The 19,858-nt window shown below is 60.6% G+C and carries 12 protein-coding genes and 5 pseudogenes; 8 read left to right on the plus strand and 9 right to left on the minus strand.

Annotated features, from left to right (window positions below; all coding sequences use genetic code 11):
• Positions 1-21 precede the first annotated feature (21 nt).
• A pseudogene (locus ABIB66_RS41455) lies at positions 22-683 on the plus strand (Rossmann-fold NAD(P)-binding domain-containing protein); the annotation flags it as partial.
• 641 nt (positions 684-1,324) lie between these two features.
• On the opposite strand, the gene ABIB66_RS41460 reads toward ABIB66_RS41455, so the two are convergent.
• Complete coding sequence (locus tag ABIB66_RS41460; RefSeq protein ID WP_354259608.1) at positions 1,325-1,567, minus strand: cytochrome b; 243 nt, start codon at positions 1,565-1,567, stop codon at positions 1,325-1,327.
• A gap of 506 nt (positions 1,568-2,073) precedes the next feature.
• On the opposite strand from ABIB66_RS41460, the gene ABIB66_RS41465 reads away from it, so the two are divergent.
• Both ABIB66_RS41465 and ABIB66_RS41470 read left to right on the plus strand, forming a co-directional pair.
• Positions 2,074-2,688, plus strand: coding sequence for an NADPH-dependent FMN reductase (locus ABIB66_RS41465; protein ID WP_354211403.1), 615 nt, complete (start codon positions 2,074-2,076; stop codon positions 2,686-2,688).
• A gap of 225 nt (positions 2,689-2,913) precedes the next feature.
• Entirely contained in the window at positions 2,914-4,269 is a 1,356-nt protein-coding gene (locus ABIB66_RS41470; protein WP_354211401.1) for a cytochrome-c peroxidase, read from the plus strand.
• A 638-nt stretch (positions 4,270-4,907) separates the two neighbouring features.
• Here the strand turns inward: ABIB66_RS41470 and ABIB66_RS41475 are convergent.
• The 3 genes and pseudogenes from ABIB66_RS41475 to ABIB66_RS41485 all read right to left on the minus strand — a co-directional run.
• A complete protein-coding gene (locus ABIB66_RS41475) occupies positions 4,908-10,403 on the minus strand; it encodes a trifunctional serine/threonine-protein kinase/ATP-binding protein/sensor histidine kinase (RefSeq protein ID WP_354211399.1) in 5,496 nt (1,831 codons plus the stop codon).
• A gap of 123 nt (positions 10,404-10,526) precedes the next feature.
• A pseudogene (locus ABIB66_RS41480) lies at positions 10,527-10,676 on the minus strand (IS3 family transposase); the annotation flags it as partial.
• A pseudogene (locus tag ABIB66_RS41485) lies at positions 10,660-10,968 on the minus strand (IS21 family transposase); the annotation flags it as partial. The pseudogenes ABIB66_RS41485 and ABIB66_RS41480, both read right to left, overlap by 17 nt.
• Between ABIB66_RS41485 and ABIB66_RS41490 the strand changes: the two are divergent.
• From ABIB66_RS41490 to ABIB66_RS41505, 4 genes and pseudogenes are all read left to right on the plus strand, one after another.
• The gene (locus tag ABIB66_RS41490; RefSeq protein WP_354211397.1) at positions 10,962-11,645 is read left to right on the plus strand and encodes a site-specific integrase; all 684 of its coding nucleotides are present in this window, start codon (positions 10,962-10,964) and stop codon (positions 11,643-11,645) included. The pseudogene ABIB66_RS41485 and the gene ABIB66_RS41490 overlap by 7 nt on opposite strands.
• A 21-nt stretch (positions 11,646-11,666) precedes the next feature.
• Positions 11,667-12,700 (plus strand): annotated as a pseudogene (locus ABIB66_RS41495) (IS110 family RNA-guided transposase).
• Positions 12,701-13,475: 775 nt separating this feature from the next.
• Positions 13,476-13,640: a hypothetical protein gene (locus ABIB66_RS41500; protein WP_354211395.1), complete on the plus strand. Its 165-nt coding sequence runs from the start codon at positions 13,476-13,478 to the stop codon at positions 13,638-13,640.
• A gap of 411 nt (positions 13,641-14,051) precedes the next feature.
• A pseudogene (locus tag ABIB66_RS41505) lies at positions 14,052-14,177 on the plus strand (SOS response-associated peptidase); the annotation flags it as partial.
• Here ABIB66_RS41505 and ABIB66_RS41510 read toward each other — a convergent pair.
• The 5 genes from ABIB66_RS41510 to ABIB66_RS41530 form a co-directional block, all read right to left on the minus strand.
• Entirely contained in the window at positions 14,162-14,812 is a 651-nt protein-coding gene (locus ABIB66_RS41510; RefSeq protein ID WP_354211393.1) for a response regulator transcription factor, read from the minus strand. The pseudogene ABIB66_RS41505 and the gene ABIB66_RS41510 overlap by 16 nt on opposite strands.
• Positions 14,813-15,032: 220 nt before the next feature.
• Positions 15,033-15,167, minus strand: a complete 135-nt coding sequence (locus tag ABIB66_RS43785) for a hypothetical protein (protein WP_502917437.1) — start codon at positions 15,165-15,167, stop codon at positions 15,033-15,035.
• 259 nt (positions 15,168-15,426) lie between these two features.
• A complete protein-coding gene (locus ABIB66_RS41520; protein WP_354211392.1) occupies positions 15,427-16,131 on the minus strand; it encodes a hypothetical protein in 705 nt (234 codons plus the stop codon).
• Positions 16,132-16,175: 44 nt separating this feature from the next.
• On the minus strand, positions 16,176-16,421 hold the full coding sequence (locus ABIB66_RS41525) for a hypothetical protein (protein WP_354211390.1): 246 nt from the start codon (positions 16,419-16,421) through the stop codon (positions 16,176-16,178).
• A 389-nt stretch (positions 16,422-16,810) separates the two neighbouring features.
• Entirely contained in the window at positions 16,811-17,161 is a 351-nt protein-coding gene (locus tag ABIB66_RS41530; RefSeq protein WP_354211388.1) for a hypothetical protein, read from the minus strand.
• 653 nt (positions 17,162-17,814) lie between these two features.
• Here ABIB66_RS41530 and ABIB66_RS41535 point away from each other — a divergent pair.
• On the plus strand, positions 17,815-19,455 hold the full coding sequence (locus ABIB66_RS41535; RefSeq protein WP_354211387.1) for a Na+/H+ antiporter: 1,641 nt from the start codon (positions 17,815-17,817) through the stop codon (positions 19,453-19,455).
• The last annotated feature ends 403 nt before the right edge of the window (positions 19,456-19,858 follow it).

Raw genomic sequence — 19,858 nt, forward strand, 5'->3', positions numbered from 1 at the left:
AGCCAAGTCAGGGAGGACGTTATGGCAACCTATAAAATCCTGATCATGGGCGCGTCTTACGGATCGCTGCTGGCTTCGAAAATGTTGTTTGGCGGCCACTCGATCCATCTTGTTTGCCTTCCGGCGGAGGCGGACCTGATCAATGCCGAGGGGTTTCGCGTCCGGCTGCCGGTGCGAGGTCGCAAGGACCCGGTCGAACTCAACTCGCGCGATGTGCCTGGCAAGATCACGGCCGGCGGCGCGGCCGGCGTAAACCCTGGGGAGTACGACCTGATCGGGCTCGCCATGCAGGAGCCGCAGTACCGCTCGCCCGGCGTGCGGGAATTGCTCCATTTGGTTGCGACTTCCAAAGTGCCCTGCATGTCGATCATGAACATGCCCCGTTGCCTTTCGTGAAGCGGATGCCCGGTCTCGATTACGATGCCCTGAAGCCGGCCTATACGGATGCGAGCGTGTGGGACGCTTTCGAACCAGGCTTGTTGACGCTGTGCAGCCCCGACCCGCAGGCAATCCGGCCGCCGGATGAAAAAGTTAATGTGCTGCAGGTCACGCTGCCGACCAACTTCAAGGTCGCCAGGTTCGACGACGAAAGATACACCTCGATCCTGCGTCAGATAGAAACGGAGATCGAGGCAGTGCGCTTCGACGCGCCGGAGGGCAAAATCGAACTGCCCGTGAAGCTCGACGCCAACGTGGCGCTGGTCGACGAATTGCTCGAAAAAAATCGCAAGAAGGCGGCCTGAGGCGGATGGCGAGGCGCTGGCTGTCTTGCGGTCGTACGTCATGCAGAACAACAAGACTCACCGCGTTGCTCCGACGCGATAAGATAGTTGAGCCTATACCGAACTGCACACGCTTGTTGGCCTTCGCCGTTCATGCCGACGATGGATCGGAAGGCGAGATCACTTTCGGCTGTTTGCGATCGGGCTTTGCGGTCAGCTTCCCGTCAGAGCCGCTATCGCAGCTGTCCCCGTATTGCTGAAGAAAGTGCCTGACCGCAAAACTCAGTGCGCTTTTCCGCGGGAAACAACCTGAGCTCATGCCCCCTCGCGCGAGTTCGAAGATTTTCGTCGCAGCCCCAGTGAGAATAGCTGATCCATTCATCGTGATCGACCGCGAACGGAGAGCGTGATGCGTTTACCGACGACTTCATGGTTGCCTCCTTTGTTATGCGAGCATTTCTCGAATAAAGAGCCGACCCAGCTGACCACTAAAACTTTGTTTAGCGAGGGGGAAAGGTTCAAGCTCGTTCAGTAACTGCGTCGCATGAAGAGGGCCAATGTGCCTGTTGGGCTCACAAGTCGCAGTTAGGCGAGGAATAAGTTTAGCGTGAAATAGGAAGCATACGACGCAGCGTATTATCTCGAAGAACCCAATGATGTAGGATCGCAGCACCCGCATGCAGTGCTGCCAAAATCAGAATGCCGTCTGCGAGCCATCCGTGGGCGTCCTTCAAGGATCGGGCAAGGCTTCGATCGGCCGATAAAGGGGAAGCAATTTCGAACAATCCAAAGATCGGCAGTGGGTGCCCGCGCATAAATTGCGTCAGAATTCCGAGAATGGGCACCGCGAAAAGCAAGGCATAGAGCGCGTAATGAACGATTGTCGATACCCGCTCCCCCCATCTCCGAGATGCGTCCGCTCAGGAATGGGTTGTTGGTCGATTAGCCGCCACGCCAGACGCGAAAGCGAGATCGTGAGCGCGGTTAGACCCACGCACATGTGAACTATGAGGCCAACTTCACTAGGCGTACCTCGCGGCAACAAATCGCCGTAGGTTCCCAGAAGCCAGGAGGCAAGCACGAGCAAGGCCGTCAACCAATGTGCTGCAAGCGCCAATGCCCCATACCGGCTGCTATTATTGCGCCATTGCATTTCAATCCAGTTCCAGCTGCACCCGCCCCTTGGAAGCTATTTGGCACTTTCGAAACCTCAAGAGCTGAGCGCCACAAAATCCGTTAAGATTGCGCAATCGCACATTGAGCAATTCGTCGGAATTCGCGCGACGGCCAACGCGGAGCCCATAAGTCGAATATTAAACTCAAATTTACTTGAGCTGACCGGCGTTGGATGATGCTTGTCGTGGCACAAAATTCCAGCCGTCTGGAACTGCGCCCGATGACCCAACTCCGACTTCTCGGCCTCTCCGGCAGCCTGCGCCGGGCTTCCAACGGCACCGCGGTGCTTCGCGGTCTTCAGGACGCGCTTGCGCCCACGGCTCGGCTCGACATTTTCTCCCTGCACGGGCTGCCGCTCTACAACGAGGATGAAGATGGCGAGCACGCGCCGGAATCGGTGCGCGCCCTGCGTTCGGCCATCGAGACAACGGATGGCGTGGTCATGGTCTCGCCCGAGTACAATCACGGCATGTCCGGCGTCCTGAAGAACGCGCTCGACTGGGCCTCCCGGCCTTATGGACGTTCGGTGCTGAGGGGCAAGCCGGTACTGACGATGACGGCCTCGCCCGCCTTCACTGGTGGCGTGCGTGCACAGCAGCAGATGAACGAGACACTCGCATCGATCCCGGTACGCCCTGTGCTTCGGCCCCAGATCGTGATCGGGAGCGTGCATGAGAAGGTCCGCGACGGGCGCCTTGTCGACGAAGCCACGCTGCGCTTTGCGCTGGCGGGCGTCGATGACCTCCTTGAGGAGATCCGGGTTGCGCGCTTTGTTCGAGCGGCAGCCTGAGTGTGACGGCCGTTACGCAGCTGCCCGGTGGCGATGTGCGTGTCGCCTATTGGCACGTAGTGTTGCAAACTCCTAAAATGCCGGCGCACAGGCCATTCGGCGCCGGCTTGAGGAATATCCGAAATGGAGATACACTGCACAATTTTGTCGATCGCGGCAGCCACTCTAGCAGTCACTATGGGCGCGGGCGCGGAGGAGAGAAACTCAAGTCTTTCGCCTCAGGTGTTGCAGGAAATTGCGAAGGTCGAGGCCGAGATTGACCGCATCGAAGCGGAAACAATCGAGCGGCTTGCGGCGCCGCCGGACAATCAGATCCAGCAGATCGAGTTGCTCGGCAAGCTGATGCTGTATGACAAGGATTTGTCGGTAAACCGCAACGAGGCTTGCGCATTTTGCCACATGCCCGGGACCGGCTTTACGGGTCCGGTGTCGGAGTTGAACCGAACCACGGGCGCTTACCCGGGGTCGGTGCGCACGCGTTTCAGCGACCGCAAGCCACAATCGCACGCCTACGCGCCGCTATCGCCCGTGCTGCATTACAATCCCGGGCAGGGCGACCTCGTCGGCGGCAATTTCTGGGACATGCGCGCGACGGGACGCCGGCTCGGCAATCCGGCCGCCGAGCAGGCGCAAGGTCCGCCGACCAATCCCGTGGAGATGGGGCTGCCCGACATCGCCTGCGCGGTCTATCGCGTCTCCCAGCGGCCCTATCGCGCCCTGTTCGAGAGCGTGTGGGGACCGCAGAGTTTTGCGGTAGCTTGGCCGGACGACGTCGAGCAGGTCTGCAACAGGCCCGGACCGACGGCCGCCGCCGACCCGTTGCCGGTCCATCTGAGCCTAATCGATCGCGGCCGCGTCGGCGCGACCTTCGATCAGCTGGCGCAGTCGATTGCCGGCTATGAAGCCTCGGCCGAAGTGACGTCGTTCACTTCGAAATTCGACGCGGTGCTCGCCAAGAAGACGCAGTTTACGCCGCAGGAGCAGCAGGGCTACGATCTGTTCCGCGGCAAGGCGCGATGTAATGAATGTCACCGCGACGGCGGACCTGGCGAGGATCCGCTTTTTACCGATTTCACCGCCAGCAATATCGGCACTCCCGCCAACCCGAGGCTTCCATACTATGGCCAAGATCGGCCCGACGCGTGGGGCTATGTCGCCAATCCGCTGGGATCGTCCTTCGTCGATGGGGGCGTCGGTACTTTTCTCAGCAACGGACATCTGCTCAGCCAGCCCTCGGCGGTCGATGCGCGATGGATCAAGCCGGGATCCGACAACCAGGCGCGAATGCGGGTGCCGACGCTGCGCAACGTGGACAAGCGGCCTGATCCGGCCTTCTTGAAGGCCTACGGGCATAATGGATATTTTACCAGCCTGAAGCAGATCGTGCATTTCTACAACACGCGCGATGTGCTGCCGCGCTGCCAGCCCCATGATCCGGGCGAAGGCACGACCTGCTGGCCAGCGCCGGAGTCGACCGCCAATATGAACATGAGCAAAGTTGGTCGTCTGGCTCTGTCGGACGCAGAGGAGGACGCGCTCGTTCTCTTCATGCAGACGCTGACGGATGGGTTTATGCACTAATCGCGTCTTGATGGGCCAGCCGTTGCTTGCCTTCTTTGTCTCCGCGAAGCGACACATAAGCGCCGCGATAGGAGCTTGCGCGGCCAAAACTCAAGGGAAGTGAAATTACCTGCTATGATCAGACTGTCAATTAGTGGGATCTTGGCAACGGACTTCTGCCCATCAGCCGAGCACAGATCATCACGTAGGCACCCGATCAAGCCGGAGCCCAGACGATCCGGCAAGACGCGAAGGACGCAGCAGCGGAATGCGTCCTCGGCAATCGCAGTGGTTGATCCCGTCGGGATCGTTCGAGCTGCGCGCTGCGATGAGCATGACGCGACTATGGCGCGATCAGGGCGCACGGAATGGGGCCCGCGATCTCCTCGCTCCGGTTTACGGCCGGTTCACCGACGGCTTTGATAGATTTGACTTGAAGCAGGCCAAGGCCCTGCTCGACGAATTAGCGGCATGATGGTCGCGCATTCTTCATGAATCTGGGCTTGTGGCATGTTTGAGACATGCCTGCCCAGTCTGGCGATGTCCGCTTATGCGCAGTTAGACCGGAAGCGCCCGACTCTGGGCAGACCAACGCGATTGACCCAGAGCTGAACTCGCAGCCGAGGGGCCTGTTCTTTGGACGGCTTACGGGCGCAAACTTACGATGCAGTGTCTACGTTGACCGGCAGGGTGAGTTGGAACGTGGCACCGTGGAGTACGTTTGTCGTAGCCCACAGCCGGCCACCGTGGGCTTCGATAATCGAACGGCAGATCGAGAGTCCCATGCCCATGCCGCTGGATTTGGTGGTGAAGAAGGCGTTGAAGAGCCGGTCTGCATTCTCGGCAGAGATACCGACGCCGCAATCCGTCACGCTTACCAGCACTTGTTGTGTCTCGTCCTGGCGGGATCGGATCACCAGTTCGCGCGGCCGGTCCGTGACCGACTGCATTGCTTCAATGCCATTCATCAACAGGTTAATAATCACCTGTTGCAGTTGGACCCGATCCCCAAGGATCATGGGTAGAGGTGACGCCAACTCCGTTCGCAACGACACCTGCTGGCTGATCAACTCACGCTCCACCAGCGTGATGACCTCGCTGACGACGCCCTTGACGTCGAGCGGCACCTTCTCAATCTCAGTCTTGTTCGCGAGCGCCCGCACGCGCCGGATCACCTCACTCGCCCGATTGTTGGCGTTGATTACCCATTCCACCGAGCGGCGCGCTGCGTCCAGGTCGGGAGTTGCACGGTCGAGCCAGCGCAGACAGGCCTCGGCGTTGGTGGCGACAGCGGCGAGCGGTTGGTTTACTTCATGGGCGATGGAAGCTGTCATTTCGCCCAGTGTCGTCACGCGCGTTACGTGTGCGAGCTCCATCTGGGCGTCGAGGAGGCGCCGTTCGCTGGCGCGCAGCTTCTCTTCCGCCCGCTTGCGGTCGGTCATGTTGATGACAAAGGAAACCCCTTCGTCTGGCTTCCACTCGAAAAGCGCGCGGGCAACCAGAACCGGCACGCGGCTACCGTCTTTGCGAAAGTACTCTTTCTCACGCGGTTGGAGGGTTCCAACCGCCTTTAGCTCCGCGACGATCTGTTCGTCGGCTTCGCGCCATTCGGCCGGCGTCAGCTCCGTCCATCGCAGGCGACCCGAGACGAGATCTTCCCGGGCATATCCGACCATATCGAGAAAGGCCTGGTTGGCATCGATGATCCGGCCCTGAACATCCCAGATTACGATCCCGATGATGTTCGAATCGACCAGACGCCGGATCCTGGCCTCACGCTCCTGGAGATCGTAATACAGACGGGCGTTCTCCAGCGAGATCGCCGCTTGCGACGCCAGCAGTTCCAGTACCGAGATCCTCGCTGGCGTGAACACGTGCGATGTCAAATTGTTCTCAAGATAGAGCACGCCGATCAGCTTGGACTGTTTCACCAGCGGCAAACAGAGGACCGACCTGGCGCGCTTCTGATGAAGGTACTCATCGGCCGAAAACGGATTCTGCGCCGAGGCGTCATCAAGGATCACGCTTTCTTGCGTTCGGATCAGGTAATGGAGCACGGATTCGGGAATCTCGGCCGGTGACACGGTCGTCTGGCGCAACGTGACCTCAACCTGGCCACGGCCGGTCGTCGCTTCCGCCGCGATCCGTGGCTGGTCGCCCGGAAAGAGGATGAGCAGGCCACGCTCGGCGCCGGCATGCTCGACCGCGATCCGAAGCAGCGCTTCGATGAGCTTGCTAAGTTCGATCTCGCCCGATACGGCCTGCGCGGCCTTGAGCACCGTTCCGACATCCAGCTGCTCGGCGCGCGCGCCAATTGTAGCGGTGGGGGATGCAGCGGCCGGTGCGTCGCGGAGATGCGGATGGAGCTGTTCGAGTTGCCGCACCTTGCCGAACGCGCCCCAGCGAAGATAGCAGCGCCGCGCCTCCCGCAAACAGGCACGGGCGATCGTCTTGACGCCGCGTGCCGCATAGAAGCGCGCGGCCGCCTCATGGGCCAGGCCCTCGTTCTGCACGAAGCCGTTCTCGCCTGCTGAGTGAATGGCCTCTTCATACAGACGCATTGCATCGGCGTCTCGCCCTTCGAGGCGGGCGATCTCAGCCGACACCAGCGTGTGCTTGTCGGCGAAAGTCGGTGCGTAGTTGTCGGCCCACTCGCGCAGTTGTCCTAAGTGCGCCGTCAGGAGTTCGCGCCACCTCTTCTGCTCGTCCGCAGTAGCGTTCTCGTAGAGCGCCGCCACCGTGAGCGCGGTGTAGTAAAAATATTCGAGTACCTGAACCCGGTGGCTTGAGGTCCAAAGCAGCGCCTTGGCCTTATCAGCTGCCGCAAGGGCCTCGTCGTAGTCCCCTGACAGGAACCGCGCCATCAGTTTGAGGATCCAGTACCAGCAGAGTTTCAAGGCCATGCGACCTGCCGTGAGTTGGGCCTCGAATGCCGCCTCGTCGAACTGCGAATCGCTGAAGGTGGAGAAGTTCCCGGTCCGGCCCTGCATGGTCGCGACGAAGCGTTGCTGGCTCCGGATGATGTCTACGATGTCGCCGTACTTAGCTTCCCGGGCGAAGTCCAGCGCCATCTCCGACTCGCGCCACACTGCATCGAGCGGATCGTTGCGCAAAAGAAGAAGGCTGCAGATGTGGAACATGTCATAACACGCGGCGGTCAGGTCTCCCGTCTCGATCGCAGCGTGAAATGACGACCGGGTGAAATCGATCGCGGTCGTGATCGGTTGCGTCCAGAAGGCAGTCGTTCCCATCGCGTAGTGAGCCTTTCCACGGTAGACGACGAAGCCGTGCTTGTCGACCAGGTCGCACGCCAGCTTGCCGAATAGATACCCCTCGCTGTAACGGTGAAAGACCGGGCCGAGGATGATCCCGAGATGGGCACAGCCGTGCGTGGATGCGCCGCACATTCCGTGTTGAATGCTGACGTTCACCATGCGGCACAGGAGCAAGCGAAATAAATTGGGGTCGGTAAAGTAGGCGGGCGCTATCAGGGTCGAAAGCACCTGGACGGCGGCCTGTAGTTCCGGATCGGTCATCAGATGCAACTCGATCAGGCTCTCGATCGGGCGCCCCTCCAGGTTGCGCCAGAGCATCTCGTACTCCGCCTGGACTTGTTCCTGGGTTGGATGCGCCGGGAGGTCAATGCCGAACAGCCGCAGGCACGTCAGCGCGCTGTCGACAGCTTGTGCGTTTTCAGACTTCACCGTATGGAGCAGTATCTTCTGGTGGTAGACGGCCGCTCCGTCGACTTTCGCCGCCGCGCGCTCCAGGAGCTCCGCAAGCAATTGCTCCGCTGTATCGAATTCACCGGTTAGAAACTCGCACGCCGCGTATTCGAGCCGGAGGCTGAACATCAATTCGTACTGGCTGGCCCAATACGTCTCGTCGAGCAGCGCCATGCCGGCGGCGAGATATACGTTGGCCGACGCATAGGCGGCCGACGCCTTGGCTTTTCGCCCGGCACGTAGCTCGATCGCCGCCACCTGGGCTTTCTCGTCCCGTCCGATCAGCCGTGTGGCGCCCCGATTGAGCTGATTCGCGACATCGAACAGATGCTCGGCGAGTTCGTCCGCGGTCAAGCTCGCCAGTAGCGCGCGGCCGATGCGCAGGTGGACGTCGGCTCGGTGCTCGTCGGGAATCAGTGAATAGGCCGCCTGCTGGATGCGGTCATGCAGGAATTTGTAGGCGCTGTCCTCGCGAAAGACGAGCCCGGCGCGGACGGCTTCCCAGAGGGCCCCATGGATCGCCTCTTCCGTTTCCCCGTGAACCAAGGCCAAGGTGGCTATCGGGGCGATATTGCCCAGGCAGGCGAACTGTTTCAGGGCTTCCTGGGCGCTGGAAGACAACCGCTTCAGCTTCGCGGTCATGAGATCAACCACGTTATCGGTGTAGCTGATGGCACGGATGCGATCCACGTTCCATCGCCATGCCCGCGTGATGGGGTCGAATGCGAGTAGCCCCCCCTCGGCCAGCGCGGTGAAGAACTGGATCGCGAAGAACGGATTTCCGCCAGTCTTTTGGTGCACCAATTGGGCCAAGGGCCGCGCATTCTCCGGCTCGCAGTGCAAGGCATCCGAGACGAGCTCGCCGATATCGGCGAGTCCGAGCGGCGCCAGCACGATCTCCTGGACCCGCGCTCCGGCTTTGCGGATCGTCTCCAGCGTTCGCACAAGCGGGTGAGAGGGACCAACCTCGTTGTCCCGGTAGGCGCCGACCAGCAGCAGGTGCCGCACTTCCGAGTGCGTGACCAGATGCTCGAGGAGGTCGAGCGTTGCTGCGTCGAGCCATTGCAAATCATCGAGGAACAGCGCAAGCGGGTGCTCTCGCGTGGCGAACGCGCCGATGAAGCGCCGGAATACCGACTGGAAACGGTTATGCGCATCTCGCGGCGGAAGGTCTGGAACGGGCGGCTGTTTCCCGATTACCAGCTCCAGCTCGGGAACGAGGTTGACGATGAGCTGACCATTCGGGCCCAGCGCCTCGCTGAGGGAGTCCCGCCACCGGCCAAGCTCGGCCTCGCTCTTGCTCAGTAGCGACCGGATAAGGCTCCGGAAGGCCTGGCCCAGGGTGATGTACGGGATGTCGCGCTTGTACTGATCGAACTTGCCGGACGCGAATAGCCCGCGCGGTGGCACAAGCGCCCGGTGCAGTTCGTTGACTACTGAGGACTTGCCGATACCCGAATAGCCGGATACGAGCACGAACTCCAAAGTGCCGTTCGCCACGACCCGGTCGAAGGCAGCGAGCAGCGCGTCGTTCTCGCGCTCCCGGCCGTAGAGCTTCTCCGGGATTAGCAGCCGGTCCGATACGTCGTAATCGCCCAGCGGGAACGGGTCGATGCGGCCATGCGACTCCCATTCCGCCAGACCCCGCCGGAGATAGGCCTCGACGCCGGCGGCGGTCTGGTAGCGCTGCTCGGCGGTCTTGGCGAGGAGCTTCATCACGATAGCCGAGAGCGGCCCGGGGACAGCCGCAATCCGCTCGTTGGGCGGCAGCGGTTGCCGGGCGATGTGGCAATGCACCCACTCCATCGGATCGGCAGCCGTGAAGGGCAGTCTCCCCGTAAGCATCTCGTAGAAGGTGACACCCAGAGCATAGAGATCGCTACGGGAATCCACCGAGCGGTTCATCCGGCCGGTTTGTTCCGGCGCCATATAGGCGAGCGTCCCGGCGATCACCTCCGGCGCCGCAGGGGGCTGGTGCTCGCGCGGCAGACGCGAGGCAATGCCGAACCCTGTCAGCCACACCCCGCCGCTTGCCTCGCCCACCAGGATATTTGCCGGCTTGATGTCCTTGTGGATAAGACCTCGCTCATGCGCTTGGCGTAGCGCGCCCGCGAGAGGGATCGCGATGCGCAGGAAATGCGATGCGTCCAGTGGTCGGCCAAGCAGTCGATCGAGCGGCGCTCCGCCGGGATCCTCGAGCACCAGCACGATGCGGTCGTTGTAGCGCGTGAGAGCGACGGGTCGCGCCGCCCAGCCAGCGTCGAGTTCGGCCTTAAGGGCATATTCGTGTTGAAGCCGTTCGACGCAATCGTGCGAGATTTCTTCCGCAGCAACAAGTAGGATCGGGGGCAAGCCGTTAGCGGCGCCGCGGTAGAGAGTGATGTCTCCCTCCCTTAGCGGCGAGAATACGTACCTCGAGAGCTCGTTCACTCGGGCCTCCTGCGAGGAGGACTAGTTTAGGACCTTGATTAGGTTACGTTTGCTCTCGCCCGTCAATCCAAAAACAGGCACTAAAAATGCGATCTATCACGATCGGTGACCTTGCCCCAGGTTTTATCCAGTTCTGAGTTCGTCCTTGCCGCTGGATTTGCCCTGCTGGGCGGTGGGAGCGACGGGAGCTGGCGCGGAGCCTTCGGCATAGCGCAGCGCCAGATCCCGGCGCGGGTGACAGGTCATCGCGAACTCGGACGGGGTTCTCCAGCCGCCCGAGCAGCCACCGCTCGACCATGAGGACCACCTGCTCGACCTTGGCCTTGTCCCGTGGCCGTAGAGGCCTCCCCGGCAGAATGCTGGTGCCGCAATGTGCCTCCATGTCGGCGTAGCTGCGGTTGGGCTGCGGATCGTAGCGGCAGGCCTTGATCACCGACCTTGGTATTGTCCGGCACCAGCAGCGTCGGCACGCCGCCGATCGTCTCGAAGCACCGACGTGGCCGCTGATCCAGTCGGCGAGCCCCTGCGTCCAGGTTGCCTGCGCGTAGGTGAAGATCGATGCGCCGCTTCGATCAGGAAATCTACGGCCTGTCCACATCGCCATGCGAGGGGCTGTCCGGAAAGAAGCTGATCGGTGAATTGCAGTCGCGCGACCGACGCCTGACCGACGCCGAGATATACGCGTTTTGGAGGGCCACCGGGCGCATGGGCTACCCGGCTGGTTCGGTCTACCGCATGCTGCTGCTCACCGGGTTGCGGCTGAACGAGGCCGCGCAGATTTCGTGGCCGGAGGTTCAAGGCGACACGATCGTCATTCCGGCATCGAGGATGAAGGGCCGCGAGGGCAAGGCGCGCGAACATCTGGTGCCGCTATCGTCGGCGGCGCGGGAGGTCATTGCATCGCTGCCGCACATCAAGAATGGGCCGTTCCGGTTCTCTCTCAAGGCCGGGAAAACGCCGATGTCGGTGACCGGCCCGATCAAGGCCGATCTGGACCGTTTCCGGACTTTGAAGGCGATGGCCCGGCGCGGCGAGGATCATCAGGCCGTCGATCTGCCGGGATGCGTCAACCCCGATCTGCGCCGCGCCGTTCGCTCCGGTCTGTCGGCATTGGCGCGTCCCGCACAATGTCGCGGAGCCGTGCTGGCGCACAGGCCACCCGGTGTCGTCGGCACCTACAACGTTTATGATGGGGTGGACGCCCCGCCGACGGCATCGATGTGCCAAAGTGGAGGTGTTTAGCACCACGTAAGGGAGGCGTCCGTGATGCAGGTTAGCACAATCGGTCTGGATATCGCCAAGCATGTTTTCCACGCACATGGAGCGGACGGGAAAGGACAGGCTGTATTCAGCAAACGGATCAGCCGAGGAAAGCTCTTGGATTTCTTCGCAGCTCAGCCGAGTTGCACGGTAGCTTTAGAGGCATGTGGCGGAGCCCATCACTGGGCCCGGCAGCTCACGCAGCTTGGCCATCAGGTTCGGCTGATCCCGCCCGCCTATGTAAAGCCGTTTGTAAAGCGGCAAAAGAATGATGCGATCGATGCTGAGGCGATCTGCGAAGCTGCGCAGCGGCCGAACATGCGGTTCGTTGCCGTGAAGAGTGAAGAGCAGCAGGCTGCGGGTCTGGTGTTTCGAACCCGGTACCTGTTGGTGCGGCAGCGAACCCAGCTCATCAACGCGGTCCGAGGACACCTCACGGAATATGGTTGGATAGCGCCCAAGGGGCCATCGCATGTGGCGACGCTTGCCGACCTGATCGAGGAAGAAGCGATGGCCAGCTCCCTTCCCGAAGCGGCCCGTCCCATGTTCCGAGTGATGCTAGACCTTCTCGCCGAGTTGAATGGCAAGGTCGCGGATCTCGACAAGGAGATCACGCGACGCGCTCGCGAAGACGAGGTATCGCGCAGACTGATGACCATTCCTGGCGTCGGCCCGATCTCCGCCACCGCGATCGCCGCCCTGGCGCCGCCGATCGAGACTTTCACCAAGGGGCGCGACTTTGCCGCCTGGTTGGGTCTCACGCCTCTTCAAAAATCGACGGGTGGCAAACAGAGGCTTGGTGCGACGTCCAAGATGGGGGAGCGACGCTCAGGCGCCTCCTCATCATCGGCAGCAGCGCCGTTGTGCAACAGGCGAGCAAACGCGGAGCGCCAAAGGGTTCCTGGCTCGAACAGATGTTGACCCGCAAACCTCGCATGCTGGTAACGGTCGCACTTGCGAACAAGATGGCCCGGATCGTCTGGACATTACTTGTAAAGCGCGAAAATTACAGGGCTCCGGTCTCAGCCAAGGCTTGATCTTGGGGGGCCTGAGGTCGTCAGAGATGTAGTCGGTCGAAGGAGGGTATGGCGCAACAGTCGGCGAGACGGGGCCGGAAGAACCAGGTGTACTCATCGTGCCCAGAGCACGCGTTTATGATTTGGTTTCGGTCCGCGAACTCCCATACGGGCCCGCAGCTTCATCGCTGCACCATCAGAGGCCGGACAGATGGCAGCATCCGACTACGTGCCGATCTTCTTCAAAAATCGCTTGCATCTCGCGGGGCGTCCACAGATGAGTATGAGTAGGAGAAGGCCGAGGCGCTGGAGGCATGGGCGCAGCGGCTGAATTCCAACGTCAACCCGCCTGCCAAGGTGCCTGATAAAAAGATCGTCCCGCTGCGGAAGCGGCGGCGATGATGGCCCGGCAGATCGCGGCGGGAGTCAGCCTATGCGCTGACGCGGGCTGGCCGGTGGTCCCTAGCCCTGCCCTGGCGGCGCGCTGTACGGCCTTCTAATGGCCTCGACGTCGATGCCTGAGGGCGTCACCCGTCGCCTACCATTTCGTTCACACATGCCGTACGGCTCATCAAGACCGCCGGCAGGGCAACCCTTGACGCCGCAGGGCCTGCGCGATTTCCGCAACGCTGCCCGCGTTGCAATCTCACTTTATGGCATGCCCCAAGGGACCCAAAAAGCAAGCCAGGGTGGTCTTGGCGCGGGCTGCGGGCGTGGCGTTGACGCTGATCCCCGGCAGTGACACGTGTCGCTGGATCGGACCAGCAGCCGATCAGGGTCGTGACGGATCGTTGTCATGGTCTCGATGGCACTGCTGCACGTTGACGACCGGCGCGCTGGTGAAACAAATCCGGCGGCGGGGCATCGACGGATGGCGGCGCACCCTCTGGCGCATGTCGAACGCTCAGGCGCTGATCTTCATCGCGGTGGTCGTCGTCCGGTCGCGCTGCTGCTGGCGTGATCGTCGACCGGTGGGCACCCTCTCAGGGAGCAGACAGCGACGTGACAGATCGGGAACTGCTGCGGACGTGACGGCCATAGAAAAAGGGAGGCCGCCTGCGTTGCCACAAGCGGCCCAAGTCTAGGGAGGAAACGCCCAGGGAGGGCAACGATAGCAGCGAGCTATCGCATACCCTTAGCTAAGACGATCGCGATCAGCGGCTCAATTGAACGTAAGGGGTGATGGAACGATACAAAGGTTTATGGTCCTGTCGGGCTTACTTGCTCTGCTGCTTGAGCGGCCACTCCATGTCGCGCACCAGCCTTTTGAATCTGATGCAGCGCCTTGAAACTTTCTCAGAAATGGGCGTCAAACAAAAAGCCGGGCAAAATGCCCGGCCCATTTTTCAAGAAGCGGTAGTCCGCAAAGCGCATGTGCAACCTCTACAGCATCACCATCAATCAAGCCGCGATGATCGCACTGTTTCGCGTCGTCAACCTCTATGTCGGCAATCTCGCGCCGATGCCGGGCGTGTTTCCCGACTATCCCGCGCCGGTCTCATCTTTCAAGGGGCCGGACGCTTGGGCTAGAACGCGGAGCCGCTCGGCTATGACGACCAGCTGAGCTAAAGATTGGACGTTCATTTTTTCCATGACCACTTGCCGATGCGCCTTGATCGTGCGCTCGGTGCTGCCCAGTTCGCGCGCGGCATGCTTGTTTGTTTTACCCCGAACGATGATCTCGAAGACCTGCCGCTGGCGCGGGGTCAGGGTCGATAGACGGGCGCGAAGCGCTTCCATTTCGCCTTTCAATGCAAGTGCCGTCTCGTGTCGCGCTATCGCCTTTTCAATTGCGCCAATTAATTGATCGGAATTTACAGGCTTGATCAGGAAGTCGTCTGCCCCCGCCTTGATGGCCTTCACGGTGGTGCCCACGTCGGCATAAGCACTGAGAAACACAATAGGCAACGTCGACCCAAGTTCGGTCAAACGGCTCTGTAGCTGCGGACCGCTCAAGTCAGGCAATCGAACATCGAGCAGAATGCAGCCCGAGCCGTCTTTGTGCGGGCACTTATCCAGCAACTGCTGGGCCGATGCGTAAGTGACTACCCGGTACCCTGCCTTCACTAATCGTCGCTGGATGGCTGTTCGGTACGACGCGTCGTCATCCACGACATAAACGATGCCGGGCAATTGGCTCTCCTAGGAAGAAAGTGCTTGTTCTTGCTGTTGCTCTTTTCAGCGCTTTCTCGCCCAGCATCATTGCCGGTCAGTCGCTCTCGGAGGGAACTAACGATGTCACCTTGCCAAGCGCAATTAAATTCGCAGCGGAGGCTCACTGCGCTAGTGAGGTGTTACTATTCTGTTGCAAATGCTTCGCAAGTGCGTAGCTAATGCCGGACCGGGGCCACACCTAGGCGACGCCGGTGATCCCGACGACCGATGAGGAGCGCGACGCGTGGATGCGCGCGCCATAGGATGAGACGAAGGCGTTGCAACAGCCATTGTCCGACGATGCGCTCAGGATCGTCATGCGCGGGGCCGACAACGGTTTGCTCCCTGCCCCAATGCCCGTTCAACGGGCGCTGACAGCCACCTTCTACCTGTTAATCATTTGGCCGAACCGCTACGATGTGCCTACTCGGCTGGGGACTAGGACAGCAATGCGATTTTGGCTATTTGCCTTTTCATGGCGATCTTTTTGCGGGCGGCCCTTCACCGCTGCGCTGGACATCGCATTATTGCTGCCGTCGCTGTGCCAAAGTCAGGCGGCTGATCCAGAGCCACAACGGGTTCTGATGCTGCAGTCATTCGGACTTCAAGCCATGGACCGATTTCGCGGAGATCCTCCGGACTGAAATCAGTATGCAGTCGAAAGCTCCAATAGATTTTTTAGACCCCACCGAGCGAACCAAACATGTCCGGGACGCTGCCTCGGAATTGCGGGACTCCCGCTGGCGATCCATATACTCATCCATCATCTGGTCAGCTCTCTGTTCTTCATAATCCGTATACTCAGAATAGGACTCTTCCAGCTTCTCCAATTCCAGACTAAAGTTGCCCCCAAGGGCCGACGCAAATAACTCATAGTCTTCTCGAAGGCCCTTGAAGTCGTCCTCTTTTCGGCAGTCGCCGATCTCAGAGGCAATCTCATTTCTTGATTTTTCGAGCGCCGCCTGCAGTGCAGCTAGGATCGCTGCGTTTCTTGGCCCCTCGAGGTCTAGTACACTAACAATCTCACGGAGCTCGGCCGTCCTGCAGCAGACCTGCGCCTGACTTACGAGCTGTTCGACCAGCTTCCGCTCCAGTGTTGAGGATTGAAGTCGCTCCCAGGAGACGCGCTCGAGAGCGGGCAGAGCATCAACACCATCGTTGATCGAAACTGCACGGTCGCGCCAGCCTGAGGACATATCAACCTCAATCGACTTGGCCGGATCTAGCAATTCCTCAGTTTTCATCGCGTCTGCAAGAGGGACCATTGCGGCGAAGCGAGCTCCTTCTGTCCATTGCATCACGCCAGTCCCGGTCTGAAATTCGACCAGCCGATGCGGCCTCGCTATAACGCTTGCAATAGCAGCCGCAATAGGTACGCCGCCCTGGATGAGAGCTGCTCTAACGTTTGGAAACCGCCCTCGCCTAACTTCCAAACCCGTTCGATTTGGCTGAAATCTACTGCGCCAATGACCAGCTTTTCGGGCGGCTTGCGGACGACTGCGCTGACCGGGTCGATCACCGAGGGATCAATAACTTCCAAGGCGTTGCCTCCCGTCGGCCGGATGAACGCATTGGCAAGTTCGGCCATGGCGATAGCCCAGTCTTCCGGCCGTCGCGGGAAACTCCTCCGCGTCGCGCGTGCAACGTGGAGCTTGTTGAAGGCCGGTGGGAGAACTGCGCCCTCCGCCTTGCGGCCGAGGCTGTAGAGTGCCAGCAGCAGGGAACGGCCGGCGTCGCACAGCTGATGGTCGTAAGCATGCAGCCAAACCTCGGAGGGGTCTCTGAGTAAATTGCGAACAAAATCCCGGTACGGCGAGCGGCTGCGTCCGCAGCATGGTTATCCGAACCGCTTGATAGGCCCGGCGAGGAAAGACGTATCCTTGACTGGGGCGAATGACATGTTGGGAAGGTGAGTCGTTGGGGCACTGGCAGACCCACACATGGTGATCAACAGGCCTACGGCCAAACGAATGCATCCTATTTTCTGCAGTTGAGGTTCATGAAGTCCATGTAGGTTCGCTGTACGCCGACACCCACTAAGTTGAACGTTAAATTCGGCGAGCTGAACAGCCCATCCAGCGCGAACAGGCTGCGTCGCGGCAGTGGATAAAGAATTAACTTGTATTTAATCGTCAAGCTCGCCCCGCCCCCTATCTCTGCTTGATCAGGGAGGTGCTGGGCGCGTTGCCGCTGACTTGACCGCCATTTACCCGGCGATTGCATGAGTTTCTGGCCCAGTGTCGGTGACGGAGTGACATAGGATTCCGTGCAATGACGTCTCTCCATCAATTTAACGTTTTCGCAACATCGCGTGGCGAGGGCCTGCATCCGAAGCTCCAAACCTTGCTTGAGCGCGCGGCCGCCTCGCCGTTTTCAGAGGTGTTGTTGATGCGCCGTGACGGCTTGACTCAGGCCGGGCCGAGCCCGGCTTCTGAAGTCGCCCCATCAGAGGACAGCGTAACGCCGTTTGCGCGAGAGCTGGCTGGCTCCGTTGTCACTGCCGTGCCCAAGCAACAAAATATCGAAGGAAAATCCGAAGAGAGACCGTATCGCTTAGTTGTGTGGGCAGTCCTTTCAAACCCGCGTCGTGGACACGTCTTACGCCGGGGCGCGCGCATTCTTGTCGGGGTCTGCACAATCGCCGCCTCCGCGGCAATACCGCCGGCGTTCCCGAAATGCGAAATATCCTGCCGAAGGAGGATCATGCGGCCGTGGCAGCCCATGTGGACGGGCAGTCTTTGATCCTGGACAACAACCGCCTCGCATTGGTGCGCGATACGAGTATGGCCGGATGCATTCCAAGTCGCGTGCTCGACGCGGACGGCACACGGCGCTTTGTCCCGTCAAAGCAAGCTGCGCAGGCGCGGGCGCCAGCCAATCGAGCCCGGCCAGTTCGTCCGGCCTCCCCGGCCGTCAGCGCGGTAGTAGGAGATAGGTTGGCGCGCCGATCTTCCGCCCGAATCAACCATCGCGAGTAGAGCGTGGAGACGATTGCTATAGCTTTGCTTTTGCTATTGGCCGTCGTGGTCGGGAGCGCGCTCGCACGCATGTCCCCAATGCCCGTTCCGCTGTCGCTGGTTCAGATTGCGCTCGGTGCATTGATTGCTTCGGTCGCCAATCTCGGCGTGACGCTGGAGCCGCATATTTTCTTCCTTCTGTTCCTGCCGCCCCTACTTTTCCTCGATGGCTGGCGCATTCCGAAGGAAGGGCTGTTCCGCGACAAAGGGACAATCCTGGAGTTGGCGCTCGGCCTCGTCGTGTTCACAGTCGTCGGCGTCGGCTATTTCATCAACTGGATGATCCCGGCGATACCACTGGCCGTCGCCTTCGCGCTTGCCGCAATCGTCTCGCCTACCGACCCTACGGCCATTTCCGCAGTCGCAGCCCGCGTTCCGATCCCCAAGCGACTGATGCACGTACTTGAGGGCGAGGCACTGCTCAATGACGCTTCCGGGCTCGTGTGCATGCGCTTCGCTGTTACTTCGGCACTGACGGGAAGCTTCTCACTCTCCGACGCGGCCGGCATGTTCCTCTGGCTCACGATCGGCGCTATCGCCATCGGCGCGGGCGTCACCTGGATTGCGTCCGTCGCAAAGAACTGGGTGTCGCGGCATTTTGGTGAGGAGACGGGCTCGCAGATCCTGATCAGCCTTTTGATTCCGTTCGGTGCCTACCTTTTGGCCGAGCACCTGCATTGCTCTGGCATTCTCGCCGCCGTCGCTGCCGGCATCACCATGAGCTATGTTGAATTGAGTGGTCAGGCGCTTCCTATCACCCGGGTTCGACGCAGCGCGGTTTGGGACCTGATTCGGTTCACCGGCAGTGGCATCATCTTCGTTCTACTTGGAGAACAGCTTCCGCAGCTCGCCACCGGCGCCGCGCGGGTGGTGGGTGAAGCCGGACACCATGAGTCGATCTGGCTCGTTGTGTATGTGGTTGCCATCAACCTGGCGCTTGCGGTGCTGCGCTTTACATGGGTCTGGACGTCATTACGCTTCACGTTGTTTCGGGCAGCGTTGAAGGGTCGGAACCCATATGGACCAAGCTGGCGTCTCGTCGCGGCTACCTCGCTCGCCGGCATTCGGGGTACCATCACCCTCGCCGGAGTGCTCACGCTGCCGCTGACGATGAACGACGGGTCAGCGTTTCCGGCGCGCGACCTTGCGATCTTTCTCGCTGCCGGCGTGATCATTATCTCACTGGTTGTGGCGAGTTTCGGCCTGCCGTTTCTCCTCCAGGACCTCGAATTGCCACCTGAGCCATCGCATCAGGAAGACGAGGACCGGGCACGCATCGCCGCTGCGGAAGCAGCGATTCGGGCGATCGAACAGGCGCAGCATGAAATGGGGGAAGGCCGCAGCGATGCTGATCTATACACCGATGCCGGCCTAAATATTATGGAGCTCTACCGTCAACGGATCGATGGGCGCTCTACGAGCGACAAAGACAGGTCACTGGCGCAAAAAATCAGTGAGATCGAGCACAGACTGCGCCTGATCGGGCTTCGTGCGGAACGGACCGAAATCTACCGAATTGCTCGCGCTCGACAACTCTCCGACGATACGTCTCGGAAGCTAGTCAGAGAACTTGACCTGCTGGAGTCACGCTTCACAACTCGGTGAAACGCCCCATTTGCATCTGTTGCGCCGTTCTTGCTGCGGAAGGGCACCTGCTGCGGGCAGCATCACCAACCGAGGGAGCGGTTTAACGGCCACCTTGGCGCACGAATCACGACAACGGGAGGTAGCCACGTTTCAGAAAGCGGTCTTGCGAGCCTGGAAGGAGGTCGACGCGCCCTGGCCTATCGCGACGCGCAACACCGAGTGCCCATGTCGCCCGCTGCGAGTCGAAAATCTGACTGCGCTGCTACCGACCAGGCAACGCTGCCCGGATGGTGCGATCGATTTCCTAAATGTCCTATGGCGATCAGTAGTCGTCCGTTAAGAAGCCGAATTGAGCGGGAGCGGACAGGCAAGCGTATGCGATAGCTGGATCGGGAAGAGGCACAAGAGTTCTCTGAGCCAG

Origin of the sequence: Bradyrhizobium sp. F1.13.3 (genome assembly GCF_040548265.1) — a bacterium.
GTDB lineage: Bacteria > Pseudomonadota > Alphaproteobacteria > Rhizobiales > Xanthobacteraceae > Bradyrhizobium.

Bases quoted from the DNA above. Each gene is read 5' to 3' on its own strand.
- ABIB66_RS41520 (WP_354211392.1), bottom strand. From the start codon at position 16,131: ATGCAATGGACAGAAGGAGCTCGCTTCGCCGCAATGGTCCCTCTTGCA.
- ABIB66_RS41500 (WP_354211395.1), top strand. From the start codon at position 13,476: ATGGTCTCGATGGCACTGCTGCACGTTGACGACCGGCGCGCTGGTGAA.
- ABIB66_RS41530 (WP_354211388.1), bottom strand. From the start codon at position 17,161: ATGCAGGCCCTCGCCACGCGATGTTGCGAAAACGTTAAATTGATGGAG.
- ABIB66_RS41490 (WP_354211397.1), top strand. From the start codon at position 10,962: ATGCGCCGCTTCGATCAGGAAATCTACGGCCTGTCCACATCGCCATGC.
- ABIB66_RS41465 (WP_354211403.1), top strand. From the start codon at position 2,074: ATGCTTGTCGTGGCACAAAATTCCAGCCGTCTGGAACTGCGCCCGATG.
- ABIB66_RS41525 (WP_354211390.1), bottom strand. From the start codon at position 16,421: ATGGCCGAACTTGCCAATGCGTTCATCCGGCCGACGGGAGGCAACGCC.